Annotated in this window: 26 protein-coding genes and 2 pseudogenes; 13 read left to right on the top strand and 15 right to left on the bottom strand. The window is 69.5% G+C overall.

Translation table 11 applies throughout. The annotated features are described in order from the left end of the window. Nucleotides 1-4: 4 nt before the first annotated feature. A complete protein-coding gene (locus AC2D10_RS04520) occupies nt 5-661 on the top strand; it encodes an NUDIX hydrolase (protein ID WP_484710736.1) in 657 nt (218 codons plus the stop codon). Here the strand turns inward: AC2D10_RS04520 and metX are convergent. Together metX and AC2D10_RS04510 are read right to left on the bottom strand one after the other, a co-directional pair. After that, nucleotides 658-1865, bottom strand: a pseudogene (gene metX, locus AC2D10_RS04515) (homoserine O-acetyltransferase MetX). The gene AC2D10_RS04520 and the pseudogene metX sit on opposite strands and share 4 nt — an antisense overlap. A gap of 156 nt (nt 1866-2021) precedes the next feature. Beyond that, nucleotides 2022-3344, bottom strand: a complete 1323-nt coding sequence (locus AC2D10_RS04510; protein WP_484710735.1) for a bifunctional o-acetylhomoserine/o-acetylserine sulfhydrylase — start codon at nt 3342-3344, stop codon at nt 2022-2024. Between the two features lie 147 nt (nt 3345-3491). On the opposite strand from AC2D10_RS04510, the gene AC2D10_RS04505 reads away from it, so the two are divergent. From AC2D10_RS04505 to AC2D10_RS04495, 3 genes are read left to right on the top strand one after another with little or no spacing between them, the layout of a single operon-like run. Then, nucleotides 3492-4274: an SDR family oxidoreductase gene (locus tag AC2D10_RS04505; protein WP_484710734.1), complete on the top strand. Its 783-nt coding sequence runs from the start codon at nt 3492-3494 to the stop codon at nt 4272-4274. Nucleotides 4275-4276: 2 nt separating this feature from the next. Continuing rightward, nucleotides 4277-4990, top strand: a complete 714-nt coding sequence (locus AC2D10_RS04500) for a uracil-DNA glycosylase (RefSeq protein WP_484710733.1) — start codon at nt 4277-4279, stop codon at nt 4988-4990. A 4-nt stretch (nt 4991-4994) separates the two neighbouring features. Next, complete coding sequence (locus AC2D10_RS04495; protein ID WP_484710731.1) at nt 4995-5615, top strand: GNAT family N-acetyltransferase; 621 nt, start codon at nt 4995-4997, stop codon at nt 5613-5615. Here the strand turns inward: AC2D10_RS04495 and AC2D10_RS04490 are convergent. From AC2D10_RS04490 to AC2D10_RS04465, 6 genes are all read right to left on the bottom strand, one after another. Continuing rightward, a complete protein-coding gene (locus AC2D10_RS04490; RefSeq protein WP_484710730.1) occupies nt 5609-6403 on the bottom strand; it encodes an ABC transporter ATP-binding protein in 795 nt (264 codons plus the stop codon). The two genes, AC2D10_RS04495 and AC2D10_RS04490, sit on opposite strands and share 7 nt — an antisense overlap. Next, nucleotides 6400-7191 carry an ABC transporter ATP-binding protein gene (locus tag AC2D10_RS04485; RefSeq protein ID WP_484710728.1) on the bottom strand — a complete coding sequence of 264 codons (792 nt, stop codon included), beginning with the start codon at nt 7189-7191 and terminating at the stop codon, nt 6400-6402. The genes AC2D10_RS04490 and AC2D10_RS04485 overlap by 4 nt, the downstream gene beginning before the upstream one ends. Further along, entirely contained in the window at nt 7188-8057 is an 870-nt protein-coding gene (locus AC2D10_RS04480; RefSeq protein ID WP_484710726.1) for an ABC transporter permease, read from the bottom strand. The genes AC2D10_RS04485 and AC2D10_RS04480 overlap by 4 nt, the downstream gene beginning before the upstream one ends. Beyond that, the gene (locus AC2D10_RS04475; protein WP_484710724.1) at nt 8054-9004 is read right to left on the bottom strand and encodes an ABC transporter permease; all 951 of its coding nucleotides are present in this window, start codon (nt 9002-9004) and stop codon (nt 8054-8056) included. Before AC2D10_RS04475 ends, AC2D10_RS04480 begins: the two co-directional genes overlap by 4 nt. A gap of 16 nt (nt 9005-9020) precedes the next feature. Next, entirely contained in the window at nt 9021-10541 is a 1521-nt protein-coding gene (locus AC2D10_RS04470) for an ABC transporter substrate-binding protein (protein WP_484710723.1), read from the bottom strand. Between the two features lie 92 nt (nt 10542-10633). Next, nucleotides 10634-11578 (bottom strand): alpha/beta fold hydrolase, encoded by a 945-nt coding sequence (locus AC2D10_RS04465; protein ID WP_484710722.1) that lies wholly within the window; start codon nt 11576-11578, stop codon nt 10634-10636. A gap of 177 nt (nt 11579-11755) precedes the next feature. Between AC2D10_RS04465 and AC2D10_RS04460 the strand changes: the two genes are divergently transcribed. Genes AC2D10_RS04460 through AC2D10_RS04450 form a run of 3 tightly spaced genes read left to right on the top strand, consistent with a single transcriptional unit; the run spans nt 11756 to nt 13452 of the window. Continuing rightward, the gene (locus tag AC2D10_RS04460) at nt 11756-12232 is read left to right on the top strand and encodes a carboxymuconolactone decarboxylase family protein (protein WP_484710720.1); all 477 of its coding nucleotides are present in this window, start codon (nt 11756-11758) and stop codon (nt 12230-12232) included. Continuing rightward, nucleotides 12229-12948 (top strand): tyrosine-protein phosphatase, encoded by a 720-nt coding sequence (locus AC2D10_RS04455; protein WP_484710719.1) that lies wholly within the window; start codon nt 12229-12231, stop codon nt 12946-12948. The genes AC2D10_RS04460 and AC2D10_RS04455 overlap by 4 nt, the downstream gene beginning before the upstream one ends. A gap of 33 nt (nt 12949-12981) precedes the next feature. Further along, on the top strand, nt 12982-13452 hold the full coding sequence (locus AC2D10_RS04450) for an SIP domain-containing protein (protein ID WP_484710718.1): 471 nt from the start codon (nt 12982-12984) through the stop codon (nt 13450-13452). Nucleotides 13453-13482: 30 nt separating this feature from the next. Here the strand turns inward: AC2D10_RS04450 and AC2D10_RS04445 are convergent, their stop codons facing one another. The 4 genes from AC2D10_RS04445 to AC2D10_RS04430 all read right to left on the bottom strand — a co-directional run bounded on the left by AC2D10_RS04445 (nt 13483) and on the right by AC2D10_RS04430 (nt 17629). After that, entirely contained in the window at nt 13483-13920 is a 438-nt protein-coding gene (locus tag AC2D10_RS04445; protein ID WP_484710716.1) for a Fe-S oxidoreductase, read from the bottom strand. Continuing rightward, the gene (locus AC2D10_RS04440; protein WP_484710714.1) at nt 13917-14720 is read right to left on the bottom strand and encodes an arginase family protein; all 804 of its coding nucleotides are present in this window, start codon (nt 14718-14720) and stop codon (nt 13917-13919) included. Before AC2D10_RS04440 ends, AC2D10_RS04445 begins: the two co-directional genes overlap by 4 nt. A 61-nt stretch (nt 14721-14781) precedes the next feature. After that, entirely contained in the window at nt 14782-15525 is a 744-nt protein-coding gene (locus AC2D10_RS04435; RefSeq protein ID WP_484710713.1) for a PspA/IM30 family protein, read from the bottom strand. A gap of 55 nt (nt 15526-15580) precedes the next feature. Continuing rightward, nucleotides 15581-17629 (bottom strand): TPM domain-containing protein, encoded by a 2049-nt coding sequence (locus AC2D10_RS04430; protein WP_484710711.1) that lies wholly within the window; start codon nt 17627-17629, stop codon nt 15581-15583. 122 nt (nt 17630-17751) lie between these two features. Here AC2D10_RS04430 and AC2D10_RS04425 point away from each other — a divergent pair, with 122 nt between their 5' ends. The 6 genes from AC2D10_RS04425 (at nt 17752) to AC2D10_RS04400 (ending at nt 22342) form a co-directional block, all read left to right on the top strand. Continuing rightward, a complete protein-coding gene (locus AC2D10_RS04425) occupies nt 17752-18591 on the top strand; it encodes a DUF3097 domain-containing protein (RefSeq protein ID WP_484710710.1) in 840 nt (279 codons plus the stop codon). Nucleotides 18592-18644: 53 nt separating this feature from the next. Beyond that, entirely contained in the window at nt 18645-19370 is a 726-nt protein-coding gene (gene trmB, locus AC2D10_RS04420; RefSeq protein ID WP_484710707.1) for a tRNA (guanosine(46)-N7)-methyltransferase TrmB, read from the top strand. Beyond that, nucleotides 19367-20215, top strand: coding sequence for a CPBP family intramembrane glutamic endopeptidase (locus AC2D10_RS04415; protein WP_484710705.1), 849 nt, complete (start codon nt 19367-19369; stop codon nt 20213-20215). The genes trmB and AC2D10_RS04415 overlap by 4 nt, the downstream gene beginning before the upstream one ends. Nucleotides 20216-20311: 96 nt before the next feature. Continuing rightward, entirely contained in the window at nt 20312-20704 is a 393-nt protein-coding gene (locus tag AC2D10_RS04410; protein ID WP_484710704.1) for a DUF1304 domain-containing protein, read from the top strand. Between the two features lie 104 nt (nt 20705-20808). Continuing rightward, nucleotides 20809-21885, top strand: a complete 1077-nt coding sequence (locus tag AC2D10_RS04405; protein ID WP_484710703.1) for a DNA polymerase IV — start codon at nt 20809-20811, stop codon at nt 21883-21885. A 76-nt stretch (nt 21886-21961) separates the two neighbouring features. Then, complete coding sequence (locus AC2D10_RS04400; protein WP_484710702.1) at nt 21962-22342, top strand: hypothetical protein; 381 nt, start codon at nt 21962-21964, stop codon at nt 22340-22342. 54 nt (nt 22343-22396) lie between these two features. Here the strand turns inward: AC2D10_RS04400 and AC2D10_RS04395 are convergent. The 3 genes and pseudogenes from AC2D10_RS04395 to AC2D10_RS04385 all read right to left on the bottom strand — a co-directional run bounded on the left by AC2D10_RS04395 (nt 22397) and on the right by AC2D10_RS04385 (nt 24317). Further along, nucleotides 22397-23373 (bottom strand): annotated as a pseudogene (locus AC2D10_RS04395) (zinc-binding dehydrogenase). Nucleotides 23374-23399: 26 nt separating this feature from the next. After that, entirely contained in the window at nt 23400-23822 is a 423-nt protein-coding gene (locus tag AC2D10_RS04390) for an organic hydroperoxide resistance protein (RefSeq protein ID WP_484710701.1), read from the bottom strand. 24 nt (nt 23823-23846) lie between these two features. Continuing rightward, nucleotides 23847-24317 carry a MarR family winged helix-turn-helix transcriptional regulator gene (locus AC2D10_RS04385; protein WP_484710699.1) on the bottom strand — a complete coding sequence of 157 codons (471 nt, stop codon included), beginning with the start codon at nt 24315-24317 and terminating at the stop codon, nt 23847-23849. Nucleotides 24318-24426: the final 109 nt, after the last annotated feature.

The following is a 24426-nucleotide window of genomic DNA, read 5'->3' as shown; positions in this document are numbered from 1 at the left end:
CGGGGTGGACGCCACCGAGGTATCGCCCGAGGAATCGCTGCCCATCGCCGGAACCGTGGTGCTGCTGCGTCCGGCGGCGACCGGGTTCGAGGTTCTGCTGCTGCGCCGTCCCTCTCGCGGCTCGTTCGCGGGCGCCTGGGTGTTCCCGGGCGGGAAGGTCGAGCCGCTCGACGTGCGTGAGGGCGAGCCCGAGAGCGAGCATGCTCGCAGAGCCGGCATCCGCGAGACGTTCGAAGAGGTCGGACTCCGCGTCGATGCGCTGGTCCCGCTGTCGCAGTGGCATCCGCCCGTCGAGGCGCCGACCCGCATCCGCACCTGGTTCTTCCTCGCGATGGCGCCGCAAGCCGATCCGATCCCGTCGCCCGACGAGGTGCGGGAGCTCGCCTGGATCCGCCCGGTAGACGCCCTCGCGCGGCACGGTGCCGGCGAATGGAAGCTGTTCCCGCCCACCTGGCTCACGCTGCATCAGCTGTCCGCCTTCGCGGATGCGGACTCGGCGATGTCGTCTGCCGGCTCCGCTGGCTCTGCAGAGCTCTTCCGGACCCGCGTCCTCGACACCGAGGCGGGCCGTGCGTTCGCCTGGGAGCAGGGGCAACTGGATGCCGCGGCGCTGCCCTGGCGCTTCCACGCAGCTGATGGGCCGGGCGGGGTCGAGAACTAGCTGGCGAACAGTCGCCGCAGGTGGGCTCCGACCGCTTCGCTCTCGATCAGGAAGCCGTCGTGCCCGAAGTCGCTGGTCAGCACGACCGCCTCGTTGCCGTCGAGGGTGTTCGGGATACTGCGGGCGATGCGCTGCTGGCCGTCGACGGGGAACAGGCGGTCGGTGTCGATGCCGAGCACCAGCGTCGTGGCCGTCACCATCTGCAGCGCGTCTTCGACGCCTCCGCGGTCGCGGCCGACGTCGTGCGAGTTCATGGCCTCGACAAGCGTGATGTAGCTGTTGGCGTCGAAGCGGCGGGTGAACTTGTTGCCGTGGAAGTCGAGGTACGACTCCACGGCGAAGCGTCCGCCGTGTCCGAGGGGGAGACGTCGGACTGCCACGAGCGTTGGAAGCGCTGGTTCAGCTCGATCGGGCTCCGGTAGTTCAGCAGTGCCATGCGGCGGGCGAGAGCGAGCCCGCGGTGGGGGCCGTCGCCGTCGGCGAGGTCGTAGTACTCGCCGCCCTGGAACCGCGGATCCATGCGGATCGTCTCGAGCTGCACGGTGTTGAGCGCGATCTGGTCGGCGGTGGTCACCGGGGGAGAGGAGAGCACCGCGAGGCGCTCCACGCGCTCGGGATGGGTGATCGCCCACTCGAGGGCATGCATGCCGCCCATGGATCCGCCGATGATGCCGGCCCAGCGATCGATGCCCACCGCATCCGCCAGGCGCACCTGCGCGGCGACCTGGTCACGGATGGTCAGATACGGAAAACGCGACGCCCACTCGTACCCGTCGGGCGCCACGCTGGCGGGCCCGGTCGAGCCCTGGCATCCGCCGAGCATGTTCGGCGCGATCACGAACCAGCGGTCCGTGTCGAGCGGGGCGCCCGGTCCGATCAGGTCCTGCCACCACCCGGCGGTGGGGTGCCCTGAACCGGCGTCGCCGCGCACGTGGCTGTCGCCCGTGAGCGCGTGCAGCACGAGCACCGCGTTGTCACGGGCGGCATTGAGCTCGCCCCACGACTCGTAGGCGATGCGGATGCCCGGCAGCTCGGTTCCGCTCTCGGTCGCGAAGGCCCCGAACGTCGCGAAACGCCGCCCGCCGACGGGGTCGCCGTCGCGCCAGGCCCCGGTGGCGGGAGGACGAGCGCGCAGCAGCCGCACGTCGGCTTCGGGAACGGGCGCAGACGGGACCGTGTCTTCCGAGGTCGTCTGCCAGTCCATTCCTCCATTGTCGCCTGGCGTGAGGGGGCGCGGCCGCAGGTTACGTCCGCGCGTTCTCCGCGTCCGTCGCGGGCATGTACGCCGAGACCAGCCGCGGGCCAGACGCGAAGATGCCCCGGACCACACGGGTCCGGGGCATCTTCGAGATGACGTCGCTCAGGCGCGAGCGGCCTCCGACACACGGCGTGCTGCCGCGAGTGCCTGGTCGAGGTCGGCCTTGAGGTCTTCGACGTTCTCGATGCCGACCGAGAGGCGCACGAGACCGGGGGTCACGCCGGCCGTGAGCTGCTGCTCGGGGGTGAGCTGGGCGTGCGTGGTCGACGCCGGGTGGATGACGAGCGAGCGCACGTCGCCGATGTTGGCGAGGTGGCTGAACAGCGACAGGCTGTTCACGAATTCACGACCCGCCTCGACACCGCCCTTCAGCTCGAACGAGAGCACCGCGCCGACACCCTTGGGCGCGTACTCGTTCGCCTTCGCGTACCACGGCGACGAGGGCAGCCCCGAGTAGTTGACGGTGGCGACGTCGTCGCGGCTGTCGAGCCACTCGGCGATCTCCTGCGCGTTCTGCACGTGGCGCTCGATGCGCAGAGACAGCGTCTCGATGCCCTGGATCAGGTTCCACGCGCTCTGCGGCGAGATGGCGGAGCCGAGGTCGCGCAGCAGCTGCACGCGAGCCTTGATGATGTAGGCGAGCGGGTCGCCGACCGCGGCGGTGTAGCTGGCGCCGTGGTAGGAGGGGTCCGGAACCGTGAGGCCCGGGAACTTGTCGACGTTCTTCGACCACTCGAACGTGCCGCCGTCGATGATGGCGCCGCCGATCGTGGTGCCGTGACCGCCGAGGAACTTCGTGACCGAGTGCACGACGATGTCGGCGCCGAACTCGAAGGGGCGGATCAGGTACGGCGTGGCGATCGTGTTGTCGACGATGAGCGGCACGCCGCTCTCGTGCGCGACATCAGCGACCGTGCGGATGTCGAGGATGTTGATCTGCGGGTTGCCGATCGTCTCCGCGAAGAAGAGCTTCGTGTTCGGGCGCACGGCCCGACGCCACTCCTCGGCGTCGTCCTGGTTCTCGACGAAGGTGACCTCGATGCCGAGCTTCTTCAGCGTGTACTTGAACAGGTTGTACGTGCCGCCGTAGATCGAGCTCGACGCGACGAAGTGGTCGCCAGCCTCGGCGATGTTCAGGACCGCGAACGTCGACGCTGCCTGGCCGCTGGCCAGCACCAGGGCGCCGGTTCCGCCCTCGAGGGCGGCGAGGCGCTGCTCGAGCACGTCCTGCGTCGGGTTCTGGATGCGGGTGTAGATGTTGCCGAACTCGGCGAGCGCGAACAGGTTCGCGGCGTGGTCGGCGCTGTCGAAGACGTATGAGGTGGTCTGGTAGATCGGCGTGGCGCGGGCCTTGGTCACCGGGTCGGGTGCGGCGCCCGAGTGGATCTGCTTGGTCTCGAAGCGCCAGGTCTCGGGTGCGGACATGTGTTCCCCCTGGAACGGTCGGAAGGTCAAGTGGCGGATGCCGTTGAAGCGACAGTACGGAATACCGGTTGCTGTCAACAATGGTCGGGAAATGTGACGTAACAGTGAGTGCCGACGAATCCTCGTGGGACATCGTACGGTGGAGGTATGGCCAACAGACGTGCAGTGGTGACAGGAGCAAGCTCGGGTATCGGCGCCGCGACGGTGCGTGCCCTGCGGTCGAAGGGGTGGGACGTCGTCGGCGTCGCCCGACGGGAGGAGCGCCTGGCCGCACTCGTGGCCGACACGGGCGCATCGGCCATCGCCTGCGACCTGACCGACCCCGTGGCGGTCGACGCGCTGATCGTCGAGCTCGAGAAGTCCGGTCCGGTGCATGCGCTCGTGCAGGTGGCGGGGGGAGCCCGCGGCACCGACCGCGTGGAAGACGCCTCCACCGACGACTGGCAGTGGATGTTCGATGCGAACGTGCTCGCGACGCAGCGGCTCGTGGCGGGACTCCTGCCTCTGCTGCGAGCGGCGGCCGACGACGACGGCCACGCAGACGCCGTGTTCGTCACCTCGACGGCGGCGCAGACCGCGTACGCCGGAGGCGGCGGCTACAACGCCGCGAAGGCGGCAGAGGGGATGCTGGTGCGCGTGCTGCGTCAGGAGCTGAACGGCGAGCCCATCCGTGTCGTCGAGGTCGCACCGGGCCTGGTGCACACCGAGGAGTTCACGCTGAACCGCCTCGGCGGCGACTCGGTCGCGGCCGAAGCGGTGTACGCGGGCGTCGAAGCGCCGCTGCTCGCCGAGGATGTGGCCGATGTCATCGCCTACGCCCTGAACGCTCCCGCCCACGTGAACCTCGACCTGATCACGATGCGTCCGGTCGCGCAGTCGGCACAGCACCTGCTCGCCCGCGGTCCGTTGCGCGTGCGCCGGGACCTCTGACGGTGCCGCAGAACCTCGCGGAACTCGCCGCGAGCGGGCGGATCGACCCGGAGTGGGCGGAGGCGCTCACCCCGGTGCAGGACGTGATCTCGGCTCTCGGCGAGCGTCTTCGCGCGGAGCAGACCGCCGGGCGCGGGTACCTCCCCGCCGGCGAGAACGTGCTGCGCGCGTTCCAGCGTCCGCTGAGCGACGTACGGGTGCTGATCACCGGGCAGGACCCGTACCCCACGCCGGGGCATCCGATCGGGCTGTCGTTCGCGGTGGACCGGGAAGTCCGGCCGATCCCGCGCAGCCTGGCCAACATCTACCGCGAGCGTGAGACCGACCTCGGCCTCCCGCCCGCTCCGCACGGCGACCTCACCGCCTGGAGCGATCAGGGCGTGCTGCTGCTCAACCGCGTGCTCACGGTGCAGCCGGGCGCGGCGGCGTCGCACCGCGGCTGGGGATGGGAGCAGGTCACCGAACTCGCGATCCGCACACTCGTCGCCCGAGAGCAGCCGCTGGTCGCGATCCTCTGGGGCAAGGACGCCGCGAATCTGCAGCCGCTTCTGGGTGACACGCCGGTGATCGCGTCGGCCCACCCGTCGCCGCTGTCCGCCCGTCGTGGTTTCTTCGGATCCCGCCCGTTCTCTCGCGCGAACGCGCTGCTGGAGGAGCAGGGTGCCGACCCGGTGGATTGGAGGGTGGAGGGCGAGACCTCCGGCTCTCTAAGCTGAGCGCATGCAGTTCGAACCGGGGGACCGTCGCCGAGTCCTGCCGCGTCACCTGCGGCCCGCTCCGGAGCCCGAGGTGTTCGCCTACTCCATCCGCCCGGCTCGCGCAGCGGACCTGCCCTACATCCGCGAGATCTACAACCACTTCGTGAGCAACTCCGCTGTGACGCTCGACGAGCGGCGCAGCAGCATCCCGTACTGGCGCGAGAAGTTCGCGCTGCAGACCCGCCTGGGCCTGCCCCTTCTGGTGGCCGTATCGCCCGCGGGGGTACTGCTGGGCTACGCGATCGCCCAGCCGTGGGCCGGCAAGAACGCCTACCGCTACACGGTCGAGGACTCGATCTATCTCGGCCCGGGCGCCGGCGGCAAAGGGCTCGGTGCAGTGTTGCTGCAGGCTCTGATCGACGCCTGCGAGCAGCTGGGCATCCGCGAGATGGTGGCGGTGATCAGCGACGACGGTGCCGAGGCATCGATCCGGCTGCACGCCAAGCTCGGCTTCGTGGAGGCCGGGCGGATGGGACGCGTGGGCGTCAAGTACGGACGTGAGCTGGGAACCGTCTACATGAAACGGGTGCTGAAGCCGACCGGTCGTCGCTGGCGCCTGCTGTCGTCATCGCGTTCTCACTGATCGCGCGAGGGGATCACCGGGATCGCCGCGAGCAGAGCCCGCGTGTACGCGTGCTGCGGGCGCAGCAGCACATCGGCTGTCGACCCGCGCTCCACGATCTCGCCGTTTTTCATCACGATCACGGTGTCGCAGAGGTTCTGCACCACGCCGATGTCGTGCGAGACCAGCAGCAGCGTCATGTCGCTCGTCGTGCGCAGCTCGATCAGCAGGTCGAGGATCTGTGCACGCACGGTGACATCGAGCGCGGACAGCGGCTCGTCGCCGACCAGGATGCGCGGTCCGTGCACGATTGCACGGGCGATCGCGATGCGTTGACGCTGCCCGCCGGAGAACTCGTGAGGGTAGCGCGAGGCCATGTCGGGCTCGAGTCCCACCTGCACCAGTACGTCGCGGATGCGTGCGCGGTGGTCGCCGTCGATCCCGAGCGCCCAGAGCGGCTCGCCGATGATCTGGGCGGCGGTGAGCCGCGGGTCGAGTGAGGCGTACGGGTCCTGGAACACCAGGCCGGTCTCGCGGCGCAGCCAGTGCAGCGACTTCGCCGATGCCGTGGCGTCGACGGGGCGTCCGCCGATCATGACCGTGCCCGCTGTGGGGCGGTCGAGACCGAGCAGCAGGCGGACGAGGGTCGACTTTCCGGATCCCGACTCGCCGATGATGCCCACCGACGAGCCTTCGACGACGTCGAGATCGGTCGGCGCCAGGGCGGTCTGCGTGCGTGTGCGCTCGAACGCGGCCTTCTTGGGGACGAAGAAGTCCCGGCTCAGACCGCGGGCCTCGATCAGACTCATGCCGGGCCTCCGTCCGGACGCCACAGGGTGGCGGTGGCGTCGCGCAGCAGCCCCTGCGTCACGGGTGAGGTGGGCGAGGTCAGCAGCGTCTGCACGGACGCCGACTCCACGACTCGCCCGTGCTCGAGCACCACCCCGTCGGTCGCGACCTGTGCGAGGACGGCGAGGTCGTGCGTGATGAACATCAGCGACATCCCCTCGGTCTCGACCAGGGAGAGCAGCAGGGTGAGGATCTCGGCCTGAATGGTGACGTCGAGCGCGGTCGTCGGCTCGTCGGCGATCAGCAGCCGCGGACGGCAGGCAAGTGCCATGGCGATCGCGACGCGCTGGCGCTGGCCACCCGAGAGCTGATGCGGGTAGCGGTCGACGATCGACTCGGGATCGGGCAAGCGCACGCGTGCGGCCTCGGCGACCGCTCTCGTTCGCGCGTCACGCCGGCCGATCCGCTCGTGGATGCGGATGGATTCGGCGATCTGGCGGCCCACCGTGCGAATGGGGTTCAGCGCCGTGCGGGGCTCCTGGAACACGATGCCCAGGTCGTCGCCGCGCAGCTGCGCCAGCTCCCGGTCGGGCATGCCGATCAGCTCGGTGCCGTTCCAGCGGATGCTGCCGCGGGCCGTCGCCCCGTCGGGGAGCAGCCCGAGCACAGCAAGCGCGGTGAGCGACTTGCCCGATCCGGATTCGCCGATCAGCCCGAGCCGAGCCCCGTCGGCGACCTCGAACGAGATGCCGTCGATGACGCGGCGCCCGTCGATCTCGATGACCAGGTCCTGCACCGAGAGCGTCATGCGACCACCGCCGGGGTGTGGATCTCGGCCGCGCGGTGACGGAGCGTCGGGTCGGTCGCCTCGCGCAGCCCGTCGCCGAGCAGATTGAGCGCGAGGACGGTGACCGTGATCGTGAGACCGGGCCAGATGACCGAGAGCGGGTGCACTCCGATGTAGCGCTGCAGGTCCGCCAGCAGGATGCCCCAGCTGGGCTCGACCACCGACGCTCCGAATCCGAGGTACGACAGCCCTGCCTCGGCGAGCACGGCAACCGCCATCGACCACGAGAGCTGCACGATGAACACCGGAGCGACGTTGGGGAGCAGATGATGCGTCAGCGTCTGCGCCGGAGTGAGACCTGACGCCCGCGCCGCCAGCACGAAATCGCTCTGCTGCACGCGTCGGATCTCGGGACGCGTGACACGGGCGATGTTCACGCCGAAGCCGATGCCGACGGCCCAGATGACGACCCACAGCGATCCGCCCCAGACCGAGGAGATCATCATGGCGATCAGCAGCACCGGGAAGGCGATCAGGATGTCGACCAGCACGGCGACTGTCTCGCGCATCCACCGGGCGGTGAGCGCTCCCAGCGCCGCGAGACTGATCCCGACGACGGTGGCGACGAGTCCCGCGCCGACGCTCACGAACACGGTGGTGCGCGCGCCGGCCATGATCAGGCTCAGGATGTCGCGGCCGGTGTCATCGGTGCCGAGCAGGTGCGGCCAGCTCGGCCCCAGCCAGCGGTCACGGATCTCGGACGCCTGCGGATCGAACGGGGTCCAGAACACCGAGACGAGGGCTGTCAGGGCGATCAGCGCCACGACGATCAGCCCGAAGCGACCGGTCGCGGTCGCCCAGAGTCGGGGGAGCCAGCGCGGAGTCATGCGGCCTCCCGTTGTCGAGGGTCGATGGTGCGGTGCAGCAGATCGACGAGGAAGCCGACCACGAGCACGAACCCGGTCAGCACGAGCAGCTCGCTCTGCACCTTGATGAGATCGCGGGTGCCGACATCGGCGACCAGCATCCGCCCGATCCCAGGAAGCGTGAACAGCTGTTCGATCACGACCGAGCCCACGATGATCCCGGCCACCTGCAGGCCGAGCACCGTCACGATCGAGAGTCCGACCGCGGGGATGCCGTGCTGGATCAGAGCGCGCGTGCGCGTGAGTCCCTTGGCCGCCGCCGTCCGGACGAAGTCCTGTCCTGCTGCCTGCAGCGTCGCGCTGCGGACGAACCGCATGAGCATCGCGCCCTCGACGATGCCGATCGTGAGCGCCGGCAGCAGCAGTGCGCGGATCGCCTCGCCCGGCGTCGACCAGCCGGTGCGGGGGAAGCCCTGCGGCGGGAGCCACCCCAGCCAGACGCTGAAGACGACGATCAGCATCATGCCGGCCCAGACGACGGGAACGGCGGCGAGTGCCTGCGCGCCCACGCTGAGCGCCGTTCCGCCGCGCCGCCCGCGCCGCAGTGCCGCAAGGATGCCGAAGGGCACGGCGATGACCACCGCGATCAGTAGGGACATGATGCCCAGGGGGACGGTGACCTGCGCCTTGAGCAACAGCTCCTCGCCCACGGAGGCGCCCGAGAGAAGCGAGGTCCCGAGATCACCGCGGAAGATCCCGCCGATCCAGTCCGTGTACTGGGTGAGCAGCGGCCGGTTGAGTCCGAGCGATTCGCGCAGTGCCTCGACCTCGGTCGGAGAGGCCTGCGTGCCGGCGATCAGCTGTGCCACGTCGCCGGGGAACACCCGGAGCGTGAGGAAGATCAGCGCGCTCGAGACGAGGAGCCCTGCGATCAGCAGGGCTCCTCGGACGAGCGCGTAGCGGAGCACGAAGGGTGACCGCGGCTCAGTTCTCAGCCGAGACGGTGACGCCCGCGAGGTTGATGCGCGAGTTGATCGAGTCCTCGGGGAAGCCCGACACGACGGGGCTGACCGCGGTGAGCGTCTCGCCGTTGTAGAGCCAGTCCGCCGCGTGGTCCTCCGAGACGATGCGTGCCGCCTGCGCGAGGAGCTCGGCCGCCTTCTCGGGGTCGACCTCGGCCTGCGCCTGGGTGTACAGCTCCTGCACCTCGGCGTTGTCGTAGCCGAAGTAGTACTCCGGGTCTGCGAAGTTGCCGAAGTCGCGGGGCTCGACGTGCAGCACGAAGCTCAGGTCGTAGTCGTGGTTCGTGTAGACGTCCTCGAGCCAGGCCGGGAACTCCACCGAGTCGACCTCGAGTGTGACGCCGACCTTGGCGAAGTCCGAGATGAGCACCTTGGGAACGGTCGTTCCGTAGAACGAGGGGATCGTCAGCGTCAGTTCGAGATCCTCCTGTCCGGCCTCGGCGAGCAGATCCTTCGCCTTCTCGGGGTCATACGAGATGACGTCGGAGAGGTCTTCGTAGCCCGGGTCGAGTTCGGGGATCGGGCCCGCGAGCGGGGTTCCCGCACCGACGGCCTCGATCAGCGCCTCGTGGTCGATCGCGAGCCGCAGAGCCTCGCGCACGCGCTCGTCGTCGAGCGGCGCCTTGGCGTTGTTGAACGCGAGGGTCGCCTTGTCGGTGGTGCGGCCCTTCGTGAGCGTGAAGTCGCCCGAGTCCTCGAGCTGCGGAGCGAGGTTGGGGTCGACCGCCGTGAGCACCTGCACGTCGCCGGCCAGCGCCGCGTTCACGCCGGCGGTGAAGTCGGGGATGTACTGGAACTCAACCGAGGCCACTCCGGCCGGCTCGCCCCAATAGGCGTCGTTGCGCGCGAACGTGATCGTGCTGCCCTTGTTCCAGCGGGTGAGCGTGAAGGGGCCGGTGCCGTTCTCGGCGGTCTTGAGGTCGGTGGTGTCCCCGGTCTTGAAGACGAGGCCGGCCGGACCGGTCAGCGCGAACAGGAAGTTCTGGCTCGGCTGCGTGAGCGCGATCTGCACCGTGGTCGCATCGGGGGCGGTGATGGACGCCACGGCCGCGAAGTCCGAGTTGCCCTGCAGCGTGGCGTCGGTGCGCACCGCCTCGTACGAGGAGACCACGTCGGCGGAGGTCAGGGGCGTGCCGTCGTGGAAGACGATGCCCTCGTTGAGCGTGAACGTGTAGGTCAGGCCGTCTGCCGAGACCTCGTAGTCCGAGGCCAGGCGGCCCTCGATCTCGTTCTCCTGCGTGCGGGTGACGAGCCCCTCATAGATGTTGTCGATGAGGATCTGCTCGATCGCGGCGCCGCTGGTGCGTCGGATGTCGAGGTTCGTGGGCTCGAGTACGAGCCCGACCTGGAGGGTGCCGTCGGGGTCGGGCTCTCCCGTGGCGGTCGTCGCCGCCGGTTCGGGGGAGCCGGAGCAGGCGCTGAGAATCACGGCGGTGACCGCGAGCGCGGAGATCAGCGCGAGGCGACGGGTGCGTCGGAACATGGACATTTCCTCTCGGTACGGCAGTTGCTGTGTGCCGGTGAGTCGAGCCTAGGGATCAGGGATGAAGGGCGGTTCAGGGGTGGAACGGAACGTCACAAACCGGACGGTGTCGCTGCGGGATCGGTTGCGGCTGTCGCTGCGGAGACGATCAGAGCGGCGAGCTCCCGCGGCGCCGTCTCCTGCACGTTGTGCGTCGCGTCGAGGACGACGACTCGCGCGTCGGGGAGGCGTCGCTGCAACTCGGCGGCATCGGCCTCACTGACGAAGCCGCGGGCTGCGCGGACGAGCGTGAGCGCAGCGGTGACGCCGGCCAGGTCGTCCCATCCCGTCTCGTGCAGAGCGGAAGGCGTGTGCTCGGTGCCACGGTCGTGCGCGGCGAGCGCCTGCGCGGCCAGGTGGGCGAAGTGGTGCTTCCACTCGATGCGCCCGTCGGGGCGCACGCGGGTGTTCAGGAACACGCCGCGCTCGGTCTCGGGGCGGGTGCCGCCGAAGCCGAGTGCGATGGCCCGGTCGACCAGCTCGTCGCGCGTGGCGAAGTCGGTGGGACCGGCGTAGAACTCCCGCAGTGCCGCGGGTCCCGCCGACACGTCGATGCCCGGAGTGATGTCCACGACGATGAGCTCGGACACCAGGTCAGGACGCGACGATGCGAGGGCGGCGCCGGTGAGCCCGCCCAGCGACTGGCCCACGACGATCTGCGGCTCGGTCGTCCACGCGTCCAGCGCCGCGGCGACGTCGGCTGCGAGGGGCCGCGGAGTGTAGTCGCGGTCGTCGCGCCACGAGGAATCGCCGTGACCGGCCAGGTCGATCGCGAGGAGCGGCAGTCCGACGGCGAGTGCCGTGGTGTCCCAGGTGTGGGCGTTGAGCCCCGCACCGTGCAGCAGCGTCACGCGAGGTGACCCGGTGCCGAAGCGCAGGGCGCTGACCGTGCGACCGTCGGGGAGTGCAAGGCTGAGCCGTTCCACGGGAGGCAGCGAGACACCCAGTGCCTCGGCCTGTGCGGGAAGATAGCTGAACTCGGAGATGTCGATCGCCACGCCTTCATTCTGCTCCCGACACGCGGTGCGAAAGAAATGCGGGATCGATGTGCATGGCAAAAGTGGCAAATTGGTTGGCGATTTGATTCGAATTTGGCTCGGCTGTTGCGCTTTCTGCATTTCGACACCTGGGAAGCCGGCTCTCCTCAGCGGCAGCGCCGGGAATATCATGGACCGATGAGCGAGACGCGAGTGCACCTGTCCAAGACCGAGCCGGAGGCGTACAAGGCTCTGGACGCCTTCTCGCGCACCGTCGGCAAGATCTGCGCCGACAACGGCATCGATGACCGGCTCAAGGAACTCGTCATGATCCACTGCTCGCAGCTCAACGGCTGCGCCTACTGCGCACGTATCCACGTCGACCGGGCGCTGGCCGTGGGCATCGATGTCGACACCCTCACCCAGATCCCCACCTGGCGTGAGAGCGGCGTGTTCAGCGACCGCGAGCGTGCGGCGCTGGAACTCGCCGAGGCGTTCACATTCATCGCCGAGGACGGGATCTCCGACGAGATCTACGACGCCGTGGGCGGCGTGTTCACCGAGAAGGAGTACGCGGCTCTCAGCTGGGCATGCGTGTCCATCAACGCCTTCAACCGCATCGTGATCGCTGGCCGCTACCCCGTGCCCGCCCGTCCTGCGCAGGCGCCCGCATGAGTGTTCTGGAACTCGGCGGCATCAACAACGTCCGCGACGTCGGCGGCATCCCCACTCCGGACGGACGCATCCGCTCAGGGGTGCTGCTGCGCTCGGGGCATCTCTCCGGCGCCAGTGCGAAGGGTGCCGCGGCGCTGCGCGAACGTGTGCGCCAGATCATCGACCTGCGCGACGGGGAGGAGGTCGCGGCTGAGCCATCGGAGATCATCGGCCCGGACACGACGCATCTGCCGCTGTTCCTCGGATCCGTGCGTTCCTTCTTCGAGAGCGACACCAGCCTCGACGAGCTCTACCTGCATCTGCTCGAGGAGAGCGGGGAGCGCCTCGCCGACGCCGTGCGCATCATCGCCGCCGGGGAGCCGACACTGGTGCACTGCACGGTCGGTAAGGACCGCACCGGTGTGACGGTCGCCCTCGCACTGTCGGCGGTCGGAGCCGATCGGGAGGCCGTGATCGCCGACTACGCGCTCACCGAGTCCCAGCTGCCGCCGGAACGCTCGCGTCAGATCACCGCGTATCTGAAGGCGCAGCATCCCGAAGCTGTGCACGCCGTCGCTCTCGCCACGCAATCGCCGGCTCCGGTGATGCGTCGCCTGCTCGAGAAGATCGACGAGCGCTGGGGATCGGCCGCCGGCTACCTGCGCGCGCAGGGTCTCACCGATGACGAGCTGGCAGCGCTCCACACCGCGCTCGTGGAGACCGACGACGAAGGTTAGGCAAGCCTTCACTTGGTGTACGATGGATGCACCATGGAAACGTCTTTCGCCACACGCAGCACGCGCGCCGAGCGACGTGCCGCTCGTCGGCGCTCGCACCATCTGGTGACAGCGGACGAGCGCTCGCTCGGAGATCTCGAGGTCTTCCTCGCGACCCTGCCGCTGTGTGCATCCGGCCGGATCTTCATCGAGGTGCCCTCGGTCGCCGACATCGGCGTGATCGATGCTCCCGGACGCATGACGGTCACCTGGCTCGCCCGTGAGCTGCGGTCGGGCGCCCCCGGCACCGGCCGTGCCTGCGCACCGGGGCAGGCGCTGGCGCGCGCGACGTGCGCCTGGGCCGACGAGATGCTGTGCGACGACGAGTTCGAGACGCAGGTCACCCTGCTCGGCGGCTACCTGGGCACCGCCGACATCATCGACCACCTCACCACGGCGCTCGAGGTCGAGTCCGCGCACATCCATGCACCGGAGCGATTCGGCCTGTTCCCCGCCGAGCGCTGATCCGACCGCGCGCGTCAGGCTCTCGAAGCGCTAGCGGGAGCGACGAACGTAGTTGCCGTCTTCCAGCCCCGCTTCGATCTCGAAGCGGTTGCGCAGCGGATCGCGGCCGGCCAGCAGGTAGAGGAACGGCATGAGCGCGCCGTAGCGCAGCCACTGCGCCTTGTGGACGGCTTCGTGTCGCAGCACGGCATCGGTCGGACGCGCATCGCCGGTCAGGAAGCAGCCGCCCACGCATACCCCGCCACGGTTGAACGCCCACGTCGGAAGCCCGCGGAACACCCAGAGCCCGTTGCGGCGTTCGACCTCGCCGGTGCTCCAGATCGAGCCCCAGATCCATCCGACGGCGGTGCCCCAGCCGTAGCCGAGAAGGCTGATCGGCGAGCGCAGCAGGAATGAGGGAATGCGACGGTCGAACCGGCGACCGCGGGCGACGATCTCCTCGGCGGCGGGGCGCCAGTCGGCGGTCACGCGACGGCTCCGATCAGGCGCAGGATCGAACCGAGGTCGTCCACGGCATCGGCCGGCGTGCGCGGTGCGAATCCGGAGACGGTCGCACCCGCGAGAGGGATCTCCTCGCGGAGGCGCCGGATCGCTGCGCTCAGTGAGCTGGCGGAGGCGCCGAACGGCACCGAGGACGAGACGCCGGTGAAGTCGGTCGGATCGAGCACCTCGACGTCGATGTGCACCCAGACGCGCGAGGCGCCGGTGGCTCGAACCGCTTCGGCGAGTGCATCCACGCGATCGATCTCGGAGGCCGAGAGGTTGGTGAGTCGGTCGTACTCGTCGACCTCGCCGTCGTCGAGATCGCGCATGCCGACCGTCACGATGCGATCGCGGGGAATGCCGGGGGAGAGCGCGAGCTGGCTCTCTCCTTCTCCGAGCACGGCGCGAAGCGCCATCCCCGAGAAGGCGCCGGATGGCGAGGAATCAGGAGAGTGGAGGTCGGCGTGGGCGTCGCACCAGACGACTGCGAGGTCGTCGGTTCCACCGGGAAGGGCAGCGAGAGCGGGGACGGTGACGCTGCAGTCGCCGCCGATCACGACCGTGCCGTCGACGAGATGCTCGCGCACGAGCTCGCGGGTGCGGAGCAGGGCGCTCAGGCGGCGGACTCCTGTGCCCAGCGATTCGCCTGCCTCGACGGGAACATCGAGCACGGTGGTCGACGAGCGGGGCAGATCGCCGGCGATCGCGGACGCGCCGTCGGTGAGCAGCATTGCGCGCGCGGCGGGCGAGCCCTGCCATTGCGGGACGACGAGGAATCGCGCCATGGTGCCTCCGAAGAAAGGGGGATGCCCCGGACACCGAGTCCGGGGCATCCGCAGGTGGTGGTCAGGAACCTTCGATGGCCTGACGAGGAGCGCTGCCGCCGGCCTTCAGCTCGGCGAGACGAGCCTCGACCTCCGTCAGCTCACCGAGGTCCTCGAGGCTCTCGAACTGCGCGTCGAGGCTGGATGCCGCGAGCTCGATCTTGCCCTGCGCGATGGCCTCCTGGCGACGGACCTTGTCTTCGAAACGGCCCAGCTCGCTGGTCGGGTCGAGCACGTTGATCGAGCCGACTGCATCCTGCACCTTGGTCTGCGCCTCGGCGACCTTGGCGCGGGCGAGGAGCTCGCTGCGCTTGTTCTTGAGCTCGCCCAGCTTGTCCTTCATGCCGTTCAGGCCGCTCTTGAGCTTGTCGACGATCTCGGTCTGCGCGGCGATCTGCGGCTCGGCGCCGGTCGCCTCGCGCTCGGCACTGATCTGACGCTGCAGGGCGATCTTGGCGAGGTTGTCGAACTTGTCGGCATCGGCGGCGTTGCCGCTGGAGCGCATCTCGTCGGCCTTGCGGCTGGCGGCGAGCGCCTTGTTGCCCCACTCGGTCGACGCCTGCACGTCTTCTTCGTGGTCGCGCTCGAGCAGGCGCAGGTTGCCGATGGTCTCGGCGATCGCGGACTCCGCGTCGGCGATGCTGTTGGTGTAGTCGCGCACGAGCTGGTCGATCATCTTCTGCGGGTCTTCCGCAGAGTCCAGGAGGGAGTTGATGTTCGCGCGGACGAGGGTGGAGATACGCCCGAAGATGGACTGCTTGGTCATGCGTGGTTCCTTTCAGTGGGTCTGAGTCGAGTCTGTACGAGTCGTCTATGAGAAGTCAGAAGCGTCGACCTCCCGATCGGCCGCTGCGACTGCGTGAACGACCGCCACCGCCGCCGCCGAAGCCGGAGCTGCGGAAGCCGCCGCCCCCGCTCGAGCGCCAACTGCTGCTGCGCGACGAGGATCGGCTCCCGCCGCCGCCGCCGCCTCCGGAGAGTAGGCCGCCGATGATGCCGCCGAGGATGTCGCCACCGATGCCGGATCCGCCCCCGCTTGAACCGCCGCCGAACGGCCCGCTGCCCCATCCGCTGTCGTACGAGCGGGAGGAGTAGGCCGACACGTCGGATGATGCGGAAGCGGTGGCCTGGCGTGCGAGATCGAGCGCGCGCGTCGCCTCGGTCAACGCCGCTTCTGCCGATGTGGCGCGCAGGCTGAGCGCCTGCGTCAGGCTGGCGTCTGCCTGGGCGAGGCGCGTGCGCGCGGTCGGTCCGACCGACCCGCGACGCGTCTCGATGAACTCGCGCGCCGAGCGGATCTCGGCGCCGGCCTGCGCGAGGGTCTGATCGAGCATCTGCTGTGCACGGCGCTCGCGCTCGACGCCGGCGCGGCCCTGCGCGATCGCGGTGTCGATCTGCGTGTTGGCCGCCGACAGCGCGTCGAATGCCCGTCGCGGGTCCCGGTTCGTGCCGGCGAGGTGCGCCTGGGCGAGTTGCAGCTGCTGCGTCGTCGCCGAGATCGCCGCCGCGAGGGAGCCGTCGGGATCGGGCAGCTGCTGGGCGGATGCGACATCGGCCTGCAGCTCTGCCACGAGCGCGTGCGCCTGGGTCTCGGCGGACTGGAGGTCCGCGCCCAATGCGGCGATGCCCTGCACGAGCTGGACGCCCTGCGCCACGGCCTGCTCGGCGGTGCGGATCGCGAACGCGGCCTCGCCCGGTGTGCCATCGGCGATCGCCTGTGCGGCCGCGGCGATGGATGTGTCCGCCAGCGCCGCACGTTCCTGGGCCTGCGCCGGGTTGTCGACAACCGTGCTCAGCGCGGATGCGTCATAGCTCGCGCTCAGCGCCGCGAGCGCGGACTCGGCGTCGGGGAGCGCGGCTGCGAGACTCGCTCGCTCGCCGCGGACCCGCTCCAGCTCCTGCGGCGCGTTCTGCTCCAGCTTGCGGAGGGCGTCGAAGGCCTCGGTGTTGTCGTCGAGGATGTCGTCGATTTCGTCGGCGATGCCGATGATGCGGATATGCCAGCTGCGGCGGTCGTGGATCGTGTCCTCGACCTCGTCGTCGAGCTTCTGCTTGAGATCGAAGGCCTCCGCCATCTTGGCCTTGGCGGCCTCGACCACGTGTGTGAACTCTGCGGTCGCCGCGTCGCCGAACTGCGCCACGGCGAAACCCAGCTCCTCGCGGCTGGAGGTGATCGCGTCATCCGCCTGCACGAGAGCCAGGCCCGCCTGCGTCTCGACCTGTGCGTCGGTGAGAGTGGAGAACGGGTCGTTCGGATCAGGTGTCTCGGGCATCGCACCCCGCGCACGCACGGCAGCCGCACGGCGGCGTCGGCGCACCAGCGTGATGATCAGCCAGAGCAGCAGTCCGACGCCCACAAGGGCGAGCACGATCAGGAACACCCGCATCGCGCCAGCGCCGCCGTCGCCCTGGATCTCATCGGCGGCGAGGACGATCGCGCCGTCCCAGTCCTCCTGCGCCGCCAGCGACTGGATCTTGTTCTCCACGTCATCGAGCTTGCTGTCGCTGAGCGGTCCGTCGGGAGCGGCCGAGATGTAGTAGCTGCGGCCCTCCACAGCGATCGCGAGCAGGTACTGCTCGGAGCCCAGGTTGTTGTTCTGGGCCACCGTGTCTGCCCAGGCGACGTTGTCCGACGGGGACGTGAAGTCGTCGACGAGCACCACGAAGAGATCCGAGGAGGAGCTCTCGCTCAGAGTCTGCAGCCGCGCCTCCACGGCCTGCTCCTCCGACGGACTGAGCACTCCCGCCTCATCGGTGACGTACCCGGAGTCGAGCGTCACGGGGTCAGTGGCAGATGCTGCGGAGGCGGAGAGCGCCCCGGTCATGATCGCCGCCGTCAGTGCGGCCAGCGCCAGCCATCGAGTCCTCAACGTGTTACCTCCGACTCGCCGGCGTGCACCATGCCCCGAGTCTATTCACAGACCCCGACACGCGACAGCATCCGGAGCCGCATCGCCGTTCGCCCTGAGCGGAGGCACATACGCTGGATGGCATGGAAGACAGGTACGGATCCGATGTGCTGGCTGCGGGATGGCGCGAACGCGCCGCCAAGCCCGTGCCGCAGGTGCCCGCCGAGGTCGATCTGGTCGTGGAGGTCGCGGACGACGGGTTCTGCGGTGCGGTGACACGGGTGCAGGGCGGCACCGTCGAGTTGGAGGACCGACGCGGCCGCCGACGGCTGTTCCCGCTGGGCGGTGGCTTTCTCATCGACGGTGCCGCGGTGCGGTTGATCGTTCCGGCTGCAGCCTCGCAGGGAAAGCGGCGCACGGCATCCGGATCCTTCGTCGCGGGCGATCAGCGCGCTCGCGTGGCGCTGCCCAGCCGCATCCTGGTCGAGGGCAAGCACGACGCCGAGCTCGTGGAGAAGGTGTGGGGCGCCGACCTGCGCGTCGAGGGTGTCGTGGTCGAGTTCCTGCAGGGCGTCGATCTGCTCGATGAGCTGCTCGCCGCCGAGCCCCCGAGCGCGACGCGCCGGTACGGAGTGCTCGTCGATCACCTGGTGCCGGGGTCGAAGGAGTCGCGTATCGCCGACGCCGTCGCCCGAGGACCGCACGGTCGCCACGTGCGCATCGTCGGCCATCCGTTCGTCGACGTGTGGCAGTGCGTCACCCCGCGCGCACTCGGCGTCGCCCGCTGGCCCGAGATCCCGCGCGGCACGGACTGGAAGACGGGCATCTGCCGCGCCTTCGGCTGGCCTCATGAGACGCAGGGCGACACCGGACGGGCGTGGCAGCACATCCTCAGCAAGGTGCACACGTTCCGCGACCTCGAGCCGGAGCTCATCGGCCGCGTCGAGGAGCTCATCGACTTCGTGACCGCGCCCCCGAGCTGAGGCTCGCGGACAGCGCGGGCAGCGCGGGCGTGCCCGCCGACTACCCTGGAACCATGCCCGAACCCCGCACGTTCCGTGATGAGCCGGTGTCGTTCGTACGCCGCAGCGGCCGGATGTCGGAGGCGCAGGAACGCGCCTTCACAGACCTCGCGCCGCACTACCTCCTGGACGTGCCGCGTGATGTCGCATGGACCTCGGTTCACCCCGAGGCGCGCCTCGACGTCGCCGCCGAATACGGCCGGTCCGCGGATCTGATCGTCGAGATCGGCTCGGGACAGGGGCATGCCATCGTCGCTGCGGCGACCGCGCGTCCGGACGTCGACTTCCTCGCGGTCGAGGTCTTCCGTGCCGGACTCGCCCGCACCATGCTCGACGCCGACCGCGAGGGCACGCGCAATCTGCGTGTGGTCGAGGCCAACGCGCCCGAGGTGCTGTCGTCCTACCTGCCCGAAGCGGTGGTGAGCGAAGCGTGGATCTTCTTCCCCGACCCCTGGCACAAGAAGAAGCACACCAAGCGACGTCTGGTGCGCGCGGGCTTCGCCGACAACGGGGCGCGGGCGCTGGTCGACGGCGGGCTGCTGCGCCTCGCCACCGACTGGGAGGACTACGCGCTGCAGATGCGCGAGGTCCTCGACGCCGAGCCGCTGTTCGAGCGGGCGTTCGAGGGCGACTGGGCCGAACGCTTCGACGGCCGCGTGATGACGGCGTTCGAACGCAAGGGCATCGTGAAGGGACGCGACATCCGCGACCTCGTGTACCGACGGCGCACGCGCTCATGAGCACGTCCCGTCTCTCGGACACGACGCCGACCACCGATGTCTGGCCCGGGATCGTGCCGGCGGTGCTGGTATGCGCCGCCGCGCCCGCGTTCTTCGTACTGGAGATCCCGTGGCTCGGGTGGATGCTGCTGGCTCTGGGCATCGCGTCGGCCTGGCTGCTCGAGCGGGGGCGCGTCACCGCATCCGCACCGTCGCTGACGCGCGACCTCTCCCTGATCGCGCTCGGACTCCTGATCGTGAGCGTCATCCCGCTCGCGGCCGAGCTCGACAACCTCGCGATGCTGCGGTTCACCCTGGCCCTCGGCGGCGCCGTCGCGGTCCCGTACGTGGTGTCGCGCTTCGTGTACCGCGACCGTGCCATCAGCTTCCCGTGGCGCACCGGCAGGCGCTGGGGACGACTGCAGTGGGGCTGGCTGATCGCCGTGCTGATCCTCGGATGGCTGATCCTGCCCTTCTACTTCATCACCAGCGGCGTGTACCAGAACTGGCCCGTCGTCGACACGCCCGACCTGATCGCGCGGCTGTTCGTCGGGGTGGGGGCCGTCGGCATCTGGGATGAGCTGTTCTTCATCTGCACGGTCTTCGCGCTGCTACGCCGACACTTTCCGAACCTGCTCGCGAACGTCCTGCAGTCGATCGTCTTCGTGTCGTTCCTGTGGGAGCTCGGATACCGCGAATGGGGGCCGCTGCTCACCATCCCGTTCGCGCTGCTGCAGGGGTTCATCTTTTTGCGCACGCACTCGCTCGCGTATGTCGTGACGGTGCACCTGCTGTTCGACGCGGTGGTGTTCGCGGTGCTCGTTCACGCCCATAACCCGGGACTGCTGCCGATCTTCCTCGTCTAGGCGGGACGGCGTCTCGGTGCCCGCCGCACGCGCCGCACGGACACGCCGCCGGTCACCGTGTTGCCGCTGCCGGTTGCGGCGCGGGACAATCAGGCCATGCTCATCGTCGGTCTCATCCTCGCCGCGGCCGCCGCGGCCTTTCACGTCTTCATCTTCGCGCTCGAGTCGCTGCGGTGGACCGACCCCGAGACCCGCAAGATCTTCGGTGTCGCCAGCGAGGCCGACGCCATCACGATGAAGGCGCTGGCGTTCAACCAGGGGTTCTACAACCTGTTCCTGGCGCTCACCGCGCTGCTCGGCGTCGGTCTGACCATCGTCGGCGCGCAGACCATCGGCCTCACGCTCGTGTTCGCCGGAACCGGCATGATGCTCGCCGCCGCCTTGGTGCTGATCCTCTCGGATCGCACGAAGGCGCGCGCCGCGATCATGCAGGGCACCCTCCCGCTCCTCGCGATCGTGCTGACGGCGATCGGCGTCTCAACCGGCTGACACCGCCGCGCCGACACCCCCGCGCCGACTCCGCCGGGAAACATCCGGACCCGCTCCCGCGCACGACGGGTGACAACGCCCGTCCCACCCGTCACACTCGTTGCATGGCCGACTGGGTGCTGCACGTGGACATGGATCAGTTCATCGCCGCGGTGGAGGTGCTGCGACGACCGGAGCTGGCCGGTCGCCCGGTGATCGTGGGCGGCCGTGGAGATCCGACGGAGCGCGCGGTCGTGTCGACGGCGTCCTACGAGGCGCGCGCCTTCGGCATCGGGTCAGGGATGCCGCTGAAGATCGCGGCGCGCAAGGCGCCGGACGATGCGGTCTTCCTGCCCGTCGACCATGCCGCCTACGAGGCGGCGTCCGCCGAGGTGATGGCGGCGCTTCGAGGGCTCCCTGGCGTCACGCTGGAGGTCATCGGGTGGGATGAATGCTTCCTCGGGGCGACGACCGACGACCCCGAGCAGCTCGCCGTCGACGCACAGGCGGCCGTGTTCGAGGCGACCGCGCTGCACTGCTCCGTCGGCATCGGCGACAACAAGGTGCGCGCCAAGATCGCCACCGAGTTCGGCAAGCCACGGGGCGTGTTCCGGCTCACGGAGCAGAACTGGTTCGCGGTGATGGGGGAGAAGCCCACCCGCGACCTCTGGGGCGTCGGGCCCAAAGTGCAGAAGCGGCTCGCAGAGCACGGCATCCACACGGTCCGCGAGCTCGCCGATGCCGACGAGCAAGAGCTGGTGGGCGAGTTCGGTCCGCGGATGGGCGTCTGGTATCACGGCCTGGGGTCGGGTCTCGGCCCTCGCGTCGTCGACGCCACGCCGTGGGTGGCGCGCAGCCACAGCCGCGAGACGACCTTCCAGGAGAACCTCATCACGGCGGAGCAGGTCGATGCGGCGATCCGCGAGCTCGCGAGCGCTGCGTTCGATGACTGCGCCGCGGAGGGACGACCGGTGATCCGGGTGCATCTGAAGGTGCGCTACGCCCCGTTCGAGACGAAGACCTTCGGGCGCAAGCTCACGGCTCCCACCACGGATCGTGCCGATGTGATCGCCGCCGTAGCCGCGCTCGGTGCGACCCTCGATGCCGCGCGCGAGGTCCGCCTCCTCGGAGTGCGTGCCGAGATGGCCATGCCCGCGAGCGGGGACCCGGTGGAGCGGACGCCGGTGCGGGGCAGGATATGAGACGGGCAGGCTCCGAGACGGGGCGTGGCTGAAGCGGGTCTCGACCTCGTGGGCGCGGCGTCGCTAGGGTGACCGCATGACCACTGCCACGCTGACGGATGCTCCGGTCCGTCGCGCCTCCGTCCCCTGGTGGGCACGTCGCCGCCTCATCCTGCTCGTCACACTCGGGGTGATTCCGTTCGGACTGAGCGCTCTGCTCAACAGCTATGGCCCCCTGACCGTCGACACGGCGCTGCGCATGGCGTTCGCGACCGTCGCAGGACAGACGGTGGCGATCCTCGGGGCACTGGCGGCGATCGTGGTCACGATCGCGTACCGGCGCCCCTGGGCCGGCGTGATCTTCTTCGGGCTGGTCCTGCTGCTCGTCGTGGCGTCGGCGCTGACCGCGATGGAGGACGCCGGAGCGCTCTTGCTCGAACGACTCGCCCTGATCGCGGAGGTCGACCGACTCAACTGACCGGACGCGCGAAGGGGCCGCCCGTCGGACGACCCCTTCGCACCAGCCGCCGATTCAGAACCGCAGCAGCACCTTGCCGACCCGGCCGGGCGTCTTGCTCATCCGCACGGCATCGGCCGCATCGGCGGCATCGAAGACTCCCGCGACCGGCAACGTGAGCGTGCCGTCGGTGACGCGCTGGATCAGCTCGCCGAACAGCGCGCCGCGGTTCGCGCGGTCGAGCTGCTGGATGACCTTGCTGCCCCAGAATCCCTTCACCGTGGCCTGCTTGAAGATCACGTCGGACGACGCGATCTCCATCACGGGGGAGTTCATCGCGCCGAAGGCCACGAGCGTTCCCCCTCGCTCAGCAGCGACAGCACGTCGCCCGAGGCCGAGCCGCCGACCGAGTCGACGCCTGCCACGACCGGGGCGTCGCCGACAAGGCGCGCCGCCTGCTCGCGCCAGTCGCCCTGATCGGTCGCGATCACGTTCTCGATGCCCTGCGCGCGGAGCTCCTCCACGCCATCGGTGCGGCGCACCAGACCCAGCACGTTGATGCCGCGGGCGGCACCGAGCTGCGCCAGCATCCGCCCCACCGCGCCGTTGGCCGCGTTCTGGACGATCCAGTCGCCTTCGTTCACGTCGAGGAACTGCAGCAGGCTGATGGTGCTGAACGGCATCGAGACGAGCTGCGCGGCACTCTCGTCCGACAGCGCGTCAGGCACTGGGATGAGTCCGGCGGCGGTCGTCACGATGTACTCGGCCCAGGCGCCGAAGGTTCCCCCCGTGGCGACGCGCTGCCCGATGCTGAGGTGGTCGACGCCCTCGCCGAGTGCGTCGACGATGCCGAGCGCCTCGGTGCCGGAGCGCGCGGGCAGGTCGGGCTTGAAGCCGTAGGTGCCGCGCACCGTCCACAGATCGTGGTTATGGATCGGAGAAAGCACGACGCGCAGACGGACCTGTCCGGCGCCGGGCTCCGGGAGCGGCTGCTCCTCGAGCGCGAGGACGTCTTCGGCTTCGCCGAAGGTGGGGTGGATGAGTGCCTTCATGGTGTTCTCCTCAGGAGCGTTCGTCATCAGTCGTCGGAGACCGTGATCGTGACGTCGATGTTTCCGCGCGTCGCGTTCGAGTACGGGCAGACCTGGTGGGCGGCATCGGCGAGCGCCTGCGCCTGCTCGTGCGGGAGGCCGGGGATGACGACCTCGAGCTCCACGGCCAGGCCGAAGCCGCCCTGGCCGTTTGAGCCGATGCTCACGCGCGATCCGACCGACGAGTCGGCGATCGACACCTTCTGGGCGCGCGCGACGGACTGCAGTGCGGAGTGGAAACAGGCTGCGTAGCCCGCGGCGAACAGCTGCTCGGGGTTCGCGCCGTCGCCGCTGCCGCCCATCTCCTTCGGGATCGCGAGGTCGAACTCGACACGGCGATCGTCGGTGGCGACGTGTCCGGCACGGCCGGCGCCGGTGGCGAGGGCCTCTGCGGTGTAGATGGCTTCCATGTTCTGGTTCCTTTCGGGTCGCGGTCAGGAGGGGTTCGCGGGGGAGGCGCCCCGAGCGGAGGCGCCAGCGGTGGCGTCCTGCAGCAGAGCGGTGAGCTCGTGCAGTTCGCTGATGAGGCGGCGACGGTGCGCGTCGTCGCGGATGCCCGAGAACTCGGCGATCTGCGCGGGTACTCGGGCGAGTTCGGTGCGCAGCGCCTGTCCGTCAGGCGTGAGGTGCACCAGGACGACGCGCTCGTCGAGCGGGCTCCGCGTCTTCGCGATGAATCCGGCCTGCTCCAGCCTCCGCACCAGCGGAGAGAGCGTTCCGGAGTCGAGCTGCATCGCGTCGCCCAGGGATCCGATCGTCTGCTCGCCCTCGTGCCAGAGGATCGCGAGCACGAGATACTGCGGATAGGTGAGGCCCCAGGGGGCGAGCACGGCGCGATACGCCTGCGTCGTCGCGCGAGCGGCGGAGTAGAGCGAGAAGCACACCATCTCATCGGTCACGGACATGCCCGAAGTCTTGCACACATTTAAATTGTGCACAACCTAAGTTGCGCCGGTACACCCTGCGCAACCGCCGGCGCAAGGGGAGGCAGGCGGGTGGCGGATGTGACAGGTT

Source organism: Microbacterium sp. PI-SA-G (assembly GCF_057215335.1).
Note: the sequence above shows the minus strand (reverse complement) of the source record. Positions and strands in the feature narration are given on the sequence as shown.

Excerpts from the sequence above, each read along its gene's own strand:
- trmB (WP_484710707.1), top strand. The coding sequence starts at position 18,645 with ATGCCCGAACCCCGCACGTTCCGTGATGAGCCGGTGTCGTTCGTACGC.
- AC2D10_RS04455 (WP_484710719.1), top strand. The coding sequence starts at position 12,229 with ATGAGTGTTCTGGAACTCGGCGGCATCAACAACGTCCGCGACGTCGGC.
- AC2D10_RS04440 (WP_484710714.1), bottom strand. The coding sequence starts at position 14,720 with ATGGCGCGATTCCTCGTCGTCCCGCAATGGCAGGGCTCGCCCGCCGCG.
- AC2D10_RS04505 (WP_484710734.1), top strand. The coding sequence starts at position 3,492 with ATGGCCAACAGACGTGCAGTGGTGACAGGAGCAAGCTCGGGTATCGGC.
- AC2D10_RS04485 (WP_484710728.1), bottom strand. The coding sequence starts at position 7,191 with ATGACGCTCTCGGTGCAGGACCTGGTCATCGAGATCGACGGGCGCCGC.
- AC2D10_RS04470 (WP_484710723.1), bottom strand. The coding sequence starts at position 10,541 with ATGTTCCGACGCACCCGTCGCCTCGCGCTGATCTCCGCGCTCGCGGTC.
- AC2D10_RS04405 (WP_484710703.1), top strand. The coding sequence starts at position 20,809 with ATGGCCGACTGGGTGCTGCACGTGGACATGGATCAGTTCATCGCCGCG.
- AC2D10_RS04450 (WP_484710718.1), top strand. The coding sequence starts at position 12,982 with ATGGAAACGTCTTTCGCCACACGCAGCACGCGCGCCGAGCGACGTGCC.
- AC2D10_RS04410 (WP_484710704.1), top strand. The coding sequence starts at position 20,312 with ATGCTCATCGTCGGTCTCATCCTCGCCGCGGCCGCCGCGGCCTTTCAC.
- AC2D10_RS04495 (WP_484710731.1), top strand. The coding sequence starts at position 4,995 with ATGCAGTTCGAACCGGGGGACCGTCGCCGAGTCCTGCCGCGTCACCTG.
- AC2D10_RS04460 (WP_484710720.1), top strand. The coding sequence starts at position 11,756 with ATGAGCGAGACGCGAGTGCACCTGTCCAAGACCGAGCCGGAGGCGTAC.
- AC2D10_RS04390 (WP_484710701.1), bottom strand. The coding sequence starts at position 23,822 with ATGGAAGCCATCTACACCGCAGAGGCCCTCGCCACCGGCGCCGGCCGT.
- AC2D10_RS04415 (WP_484710705.1), top strand. The coding sequence starts at position 19,367 with ATGAGCACGTCCCGTCTCTCGGACACGACGCCGACCACCGATGTCTGG.
- AC2D10_RS04425 (WP_484710710.1), top strand. The coding sequence starts at position 17,752 with ATGGAAGACAGGTACGGATCCGATGTGCTGGCTGCGGGATGGCGCGAA.
- AC2D10_RS04435 (WP_484710713.1), bottom strand. The coding sequence starts at position 15,525 with ATGACCAAGCAGTCCATCTTCGGGCGTATCTCCACCCTCGTCCGCGCG.
- AC2D10_RS04510 (WP_484710735.1), bottom strand. The coding sequence starts at position 3,344 with ATGTCCGCACCCGAGACCTGGCGCTTCGAGACCAAGCAGATCCACTCG.
- AC2D10_RS04480 (WP_484710726.1), bottom strand. The coding sequence starts at position 8,057 with ATGACTCCGCGCTGGCTCCCCCGACTCTGGGCGACCGCGACCGGTCGC.
- AC2D10_RS04400 (WP_484710702.1), top strand. The coding sequence starts at position 21,962 with ATGACCACTGCCACGCTGACGGATGCTCCGGTCCGTCGCGCCTCCGTC.
- AC2D10_RS04490 (WP_484710730.1), bottom strand. The coding sequence starts at position 6,403 with ATGAGTCTGATCGAGGCCCGCGGTCTGAGCCGGGACTTCTTCGTCCCC.
- AC2D10_RS04385 (WP_484710699.1), bottom strand. The coding sequence starts at position 24,317 with ATGTCCGTGACCGATGAGATGGTGTGCTTCTCGCTCTACTCCGCCGCT.